General features: G+C 59.1%; 6 protein-coding genes and 1 pseudogene. 2 read left to right on the top strand and 5 right to left on the bottom strand.

Annotated elements, in window-relative coordinates:
• On the bottom strand, positions 1-1,224 hold a 1,224-nt coding region (locus tag DC522_RS35255; RefSeq protein ID WP_305777720.1), incomplete at its 3' end, for a DNA translocase FtsK.
• A gap of 937 nt (positions 1,225-2,161) precedes the next feature.
• Between DC522_RS35255 and DC522_RS32085 the strand changes: the two genes are divergently transcribed.
• Together DC522_RS32085 and DC522_RS37680 are read left to right on the top strand one after the other, a co-directional pair.
• Positions 2,162-2,437 carry a hypothetical protein gene (locus tag DC522_RS32085; protein ID WP_116532499.1) on the top strand — a complete coding sequence of 92 codons (276 nt, stop codon included), beginning with the start codon at positions 2,162-2,164 and terminating at the stop codon, positions 2,435-2,437.
• On the top strand, positions 2,434-2,748 hold the full coding sequence (locus DC522_RS37680; RefSeq protein WP_371681041.1) for a GcrA family cell cycle regulator: 315 nt from the start codon (positions 2,434-2,436) through the stop codon (positions 2,746-2,748). The genes DC522_RS32085 and DC522_RS37680 overlap by 4 nt, the downstream gene beginning before the upstream one ends.
• Positions 2,749-2,774: 26 nt before the next feature.
• Here DC522_RS37680 and DC522_RS32075 read toward each other — a convergent pair.
• The 4 genes and pseudogenes from DC522_RS32075 to DC522_RS32060 form a co-directional block, all read right to left on the bottom strand.
• Positions 2,775-3,106: pseudogene (locus DC522_RS32075) on the bottom strand (transposase); the annotation flags it as partial.
• 500 nt (positions 3,107-3,606) lie between these two features.
• Complete coding sequence (locus tag DC522_RS32070; protein ID WP_116532497.1) at positions 3,607-3,933, bottom strand: hypothetical protein; 327 nt, start codon at positions 3,931-3,933, stop codon at positions 3,607-3,609.
• Entirely contained in the window at positions 3,930-5,021 is a 1,092-nt protein-coding gene (locus tag DC522_RS32065) for an IS5 family transposase (RefSeq protein WP_116532496.1), read from the bottom strand. Before DC522_RS32065 ends, DC522_RS32070 begins: the two co-directional genes overlap by 4 nt.
• 209 nt (positions 5,022-5,230) lie before the next feature.
• Positions 5,231-5,704 carry a peptidoglycan-binding protein gene (locus DC522_RS32060; protein WP_245444725.1) on the bottom strand — a complete coding sequence of 158 codons (474 nt, stop codon included), beginning with the start codon at positions 5,702-5,704 and terminating at the stop codon, positions 5,231-5,233.
• Positions 5,705-6,214: the final 510 nt, after the last annotated feature.

The following is a 6,214-nucleotide window of genomic DNA, read 5'->3' as shown; positions in this document are numbered from 1 at the left end:
GCCGGCCACCAAAAGGTGCGGCATGCGGGCGAGATCGGCGATCACCGGCTCGCCGCCGATGGTCTTGCCGAGGCACAAAGGCATTTTTTGTGTCGAGCCTGTGAACGCCTCGGATTCCAGGATCTCGCGCAGGTAAACGGTCTCGCGAGCCTCGTTCGGCAGCTCGACGCCATTGGCATTACGGCCGGGGATGACAGCGACACGAGCAGAGACCGCGCTCATGGAGCGGGCGATATCCTCGGTCAGCGCGATCACGCGTGAGGACTTGATGCCGGGAGCAGGCTCGAACTCGTAAAGGGTAACGACCGGGCCCGGGTGGACATGGATCACCTCGCCCCTGACGCCGAAGTCACGGATGACCTTCTCCAGCCGGCCTGCTGCCTCTTCGAGAATGTCCTCAGTCAGGATCTCCCCTTCCCGCTCGGGGGCCTCAGCCAAGTAGTCGACAAGAGGGAGCTCATAGGCAGGGATAATCTCCCGATGTGCCACAGGCCTGGGAAGCACAATGATTTCTGCCGAGGGAAGACGAGCCTCGGATTCCGAATTATGTGCGACACCCAGTTCATTGGGTGTCTCCGGATGGGCCTCATCGTCAATTTCGGTGGTGTCCGTCTCGATGATGCGGCTCAGATCCGAGTCACTCGAATTTGAGAGGACCTCCGTGTCCGTAATCGAGGCCTCAATTGAATTGTCTATGCAAGACGGCAGCCCCATGTCCCCGTTCTGGTCATCCTCAGGTGCCGGGACACTAACGATCAGATCAGGAGTTTGGGCGCCCTCAGTTGCAATGGCGGCCCTTGGTCTAACCTCTTCAGCATCGACGGGGGCAGGTGCGCTCAGGACTTCGCCAACAGCGGACGCAGGTTTGGTGTCAGGTTTGGCGACCAAGCGAAGCTCATCCGCATAGAGAGCCAGATATCCCAGGTCGAGATCAGCCTCCTTGATGTCGACCCCTGTAGCTGGCTCATTCTCTGCCTCGGGGGAGAACTCTTGCGGCTCGAAGAACTCGGCATCCTCAATATCCTCAATGCTACCGACTGCCTCCATTACAGGACCCGTGTCGGTCTCATTATCAGTCATGGTATTCGACATGATCGGTGCGAAGGTGTCGCCCAACATGAACGGCCGGACGGAGACGGGACTTGCCTGCCACGCAAAGGTTGCTGTTACCGGCGCAACCCAAGAAGCGTTCTGAAAACGCTGAGGCTCTCCTTCAGAGATCATGACTTTCTCGCGTAGGGATGCTGTCACGTCTGTCTCGACCGGTTGAAGAGCTTCTGTTGAAGGCCTTATTTCGACAGCCTCTGCAGCCGTTGTGGTCTCTGTTTCAGGAACCAGGCTCGGCTCGGTGCTTTCCTCTGGCTCGCTTCCGAACTCCGTTTCGATCTGGGCGAGCTGACTATGTACAACAGGAGCAGGTTGGGGCTGCGGCGTCGACAGAAGCTGCTCAACCGAGGGTGATGCTGGACGTTTTGAGGAAACCGAAGGGCGGCGCTCGGAAATCGATCGGGTGCGGTTCAAATGAGTTTCTTTCGGTTCTGGTTCTTGTTGTGATTTTCGGCCCGGATGATTGGGGGGTGCGGGTCAAAACGAGGTTCCGATCGACCACGAATGCCTTCCACCAACCCGGTTCCGGCAGGCCTGCGGCCGCCCAGGGCGTGGTCCAGGAGAGATTGGTGGCGCTATTGCCCTGACGATCAGGCGCAAGAGGGCGGCGCGGCGGACAAAACGGAGGTTTCGAGGTCGGTCGCATGATCTCTGGGCACCTGGATGCCGCGTGTTAAGCGCGGTTAAGGATCCCCAATGGTTTAGGCGCGACAGGTAAAGGGAGGGTTAGAGGCGAGACGTGGATGGGATTGGGTGCGTGCTGTGGTCATAAAGCGCTGAATGCTGTCGCGGCCCGAAACCGGAGCGCGGCAAACATAGAGGACGTGTACTAAAGCCTTCAGATCTCGCAGAATCTTTGAAGGAAAAAATTCTGACTTCAGCCGAGTGCAGGAATATCAGCCAAGCTTACTGGTACCCTGTTGTCAAAATACGACACGGGCGATGTTTCTGCGGTACTGGCCTAGTGTTGACACTCAGTTCATGTCTAGTGCCGCATCCTCAGCCGATCGCAAGGCTGCAACAACACAGGACTTATCATAGTGAGGGGTGCACCATGAGCGATGCGCACGCAACTCAACGTGGATCGGTAACGAAACTCCAGCCGGTCGCGGCTCCGCCCATTAACGAGAACACGGCTTCCATGATCGATCTCCTGCAGGAGCATCTGCGGCTCGCCCGCGAGGGCAAGCTGCGCTCGCTTGCTGTGGTGTCCGTGTCCGCCGATGGCTCAGCGATCGGAACCCAGTGGTCGTGCGATCCTGGCGATATGGCATCGCTGATCGGTAAGCTCACCGTCCTCACTCACGATCTCATGGCCGCCCGCAAGTGAGACGACACACCCTGGTTACCCCGTTGATTGCTGGGGAACTGCGCCCAATAATTGTCTTAGAAACCAACTCGCACGTAATGAAAATGTCTGACGCCGAAGAGCCCGATCCACGCCATCGTGCCAAGATGCTCAAGCTCGGATCACGGCAGTGCCGCTACATCGTCTCGGATGAGCTCCGGAGCGCTGTGTGCTGCGGAGCCCCGACACGGGAGGGCTCAAGCTGGTGCGATTGGCACCGCAAGCGCGTCTTCGTTCCGACATACAGCAAAGGCCAACGTGACGCGCTGATGTCCGAGGCAAACCCTTCGTGACGGCCACTAGAGCACCGTCATGCCGCGCGCGCGTACATCGACACGATCTTGTCGTCGAAGTCCGGGAAGCGCCTCTGGTATTTGGCAATCAGCTTCGGGTCGAAGGTGCCCGCGCGGTCCGGGGGATCGTCAGCGTCATCTTCGATCTGCCGGTCAGAACTGACTTCCGGGAATGGCCGTTGCGGCGATTGGCACTGCCTTCGCTGCGCTCGCCCTCCAGGTGTTCGTCCAGCTCGGCGTTCAAAATCCGCTCTGAAAACGCCTTCTTCAGATCGTCCAGCAAACCGTCCTTCGCAAACACCTCGTTCGGGTCACGCCCGGCAAGCAACTGGTCCAGAAGTTCTTTCTCGATAGCCATACGATGGTCCTTTCCTCTCCATCATTATGGCCTCGCGCACGAAATTCCTGACAGTCCCCAGGCCCGCTGCTGCAAACGTCGGTAGTCATCAGAAATCATTTTGAAGATGGGTGCTGCGCATTGCGAGCGCTAAGGCCGCTTCCTCGGTAGGTAGGTCTCTATCTCACACGTCAGCAAATCCCACGCCTAAAGTCGAAAAGCTTTACGACCGGCTTTTCGCTAAGACGCATCAAACGCCTGTATCGGCAGACAAGAAAAAGCCGGGCGCGAAGCCCGGCAAAGTTAAGGTCCGACAAATCAGTCAAAACCTTCCAGAGGGAACGGCCGATACGGCAGCGCCGGGAGGAAGAAGGCGGTGCCGCGTTGAAATCAGCCACTGCTGATATCGGCGGCATCGCGCCTCTTTGCAATGCAGCATGCCTCATGAAAGGGCTGCGCTGACAACATAGCTTAGCTATGTATTCTCAATCACCCTCGCCTCTCCAGAACTCGTCACCGCACTAGCAGGCTGTTGAAGAATTCCATCGACGGGCGATGAAGTTTGCTTCATCGCCGCCGTGGAAGCAGATTGCGCCCTTGAGAGCGCCGTTGGGCTGGAGTTCAGCCCAGCCGTCGCCGCTCGCCTCATCCATCTCGTCGTTACCTTCGCACGAGAACGCGACGGCATCTGTATGGCCGCCACCGAAGATCTGGCCGGTAACACATCCGAAGGCGAACTCTCCCGAGCCGCCCGCCTCGAAGAGAATGTAGGCGAGCTCAACCATGTCGGGATAGTCCTCGACATAGTCCGGCATCTTCGTGATGCGCCATTTGCCGAGGACGCTCATGCGCACCCCGCCAGGAGCTTGGGCAGGCGCACCAGATTGTAGGCGGCGGCCGCGAACGTGAAGGCCAGTTCTACCCGCTCTACGCCCCGGAAGCGGGTCTTGGCCTGGCCGGCGACGGTTTTGATCCAGCCGAACGCCTCCTCGATCCGCTTGCGGATACGCTGACTGACAGCGTAGCCGGCATGCCGGGTGGTGCGGCCATCAATGGCCGAACGCCGCCCGCTCGTGTTCTGCGCCACGTGCGGCGTGACCTTCATCGACCGCAGCTCATGGACGAAGTCCTGCGTGTCAAAGGCCTTGTCGGCCCCCAGCGTGATCGCTCGGGGACGATCCGCGTAGGGTTCGATCAAAGCAAGAGCCGCCATGCGCTCAGCATGGCCATCGGCGCGGGTCAGACAGGCGCCGACCACCAGACCAGAGCGGTTTTCCATCAGCGCGTGTCCAAGGAAGCACAGTTTCGCCTCCTTGCCCGCTCCCTTGCGGTAGAGCCGCGCGTCCGGATCGGTGGTCGAGGTATGGGTCTGGTTCGAGTGCTTCTCGCCCCGGAAATTGGCCTCGGCATTGCGCCCGCCGTCGGCCGGCGGATCGCCCGGGCTATCCTTGGGCTTGAAGCTCTTTATCGAGGCCCAAGCCTCGATCAGAGTTCCGTCGACCGAGAAGTGCTCGGTCGAGAGCAGCCTCTTCACCTTGGGCTGAGCCAGCACGGCCGCCAGGAACCGGGCCGCGATGTCCCCATCCAGGAGCCGGTCGCGGTTCTTGGAGAAGGTCGAGTGATCCCAGGCTGCGTCATCAATGCCGAGCCCAACAAACCAGCGAAACAGCAGATCGTATTCGAGCCGCTCCATCAGCTGGCGCTCGGAGCGGATGGAGTAGAAGGCCTGGAGCAGCATGGCCCGCAGCAGCGTCTCGGGCGCAATCGACGGACGGCCCATGCGCGGCGCGTACAGGGCCGCAAACTCGTGCTGGAGAGAGACCAGCGCCTCGTTGGCGATCTTGCGGATCGCCCGCAGCGGATGATCCGGCCGAACCCGCGTCTCCAGATCAACATAGGAGAACAGTTCTCCGGTCCGCTCGTCCCGCCCGCGCATTCATTCCCTCCGGCTACCCGTCTCGAATGAATCACAGGCCAGCCTGCGCCGCCACAGACTTCTTCAACAGCCTGCTAGAGGGGCAGACTGCACGCGATATCCGGGACTTATCGAAAGTGCGATAAGGGCTTCGAGCCTACTTTCATTAAGTGAAGTCTGCCGCGTGTCCCCTGTCGATAGTACGCGGAATAAGGAAACTCGCAGAGGGGCTATTGAGTCACCGAGGCAGTGTGGGTTCTCAAAGCTTGAAGGGTCGCAGTTCCGAGCCTGCCCGTGACAGGAAGACCTTTAGCCCGTTCAAAGGCCTCAACCGCTTTGCGGGTCGCGGGGCCTAATGCCCCGTCAGCTTTGAGCTTTCCATACCCGAAGTCAACGAGCGCTTCCTGCGCCGCGCGTATCTCCAGCTTGGAAAGACGAACTGATGATGTCGTGCTGACCTCGGGGCCTTCCGTCATCGCTGTAGATCGATCTGACGGTCCCGTAAGCTGAAGGCGCCCTTGCTCAATCGCTTGACTAACGCTCGCCCGCAAAGAATCCAGTTGCTGGAGTTCTTCAGTTGCCGCTTCGATCCGCTTCAGCATCGTGTTCAGATCCTGGCCTGCCAAAATCCTCCGTTCGTTTCCCTTCGCCAGTTGATCGCGCTCTGCAGTGACGGTCTCAATCTGCTGCCGAAGTTGCGACATCTCACTCTCAAAAGTGTGCTCCTCAGATCCCGTAGACAGGACGGAGTATGCCAACAAACCCCACCCGACGACTGTCGTAGCCAGGAGGCCCATGCCTATTGTGCCAAACTGCCACTCTGCGCGGCTTCTTCCATAGCTCATGAGCTTACTCCGGATCGTTAGCTGAAATTCCAAGAGCGTTGTGTGCTCACATCAGCGTCGCATTGGGTCCAGCTTGTGACGCAATTGAGCCCGCGCGTGGCCTTTGGCTTCGTACGGTTAATCAATCGTAACCTGGAGCAGCTGTTGGCCGACTGGCGGTTTCAGATCGGAAACATGGCCAGCTTGGAATCGGAGTGCATAGCCAATATCGCATCGGAACAATTGGCCGACTTGGTCGGAATCCGCCAAAAAGCGCGCCCATGCTCCAGTCACGCCAAACGCCCTTAATGATTAAGAGCGCCTAACAAAACCGTTTGCATTGGTTGAAGCAAATGAGAGCACATCCAAGCGTGGTGAAGGCCAGATGGA

Origin of the sequence: Microvirga sp. KLBC 81 (assembly GCF_003075415.1) — a bacterium.
Lineage (GTDB): Bacteria > Pseudomonadota > Alphaproteobacteria > Rhizobiales > Beijerinckiaceae > Microvirga.
This window is presented reverse-complemented; position numbering and strand designations above follow the sequence as displayed.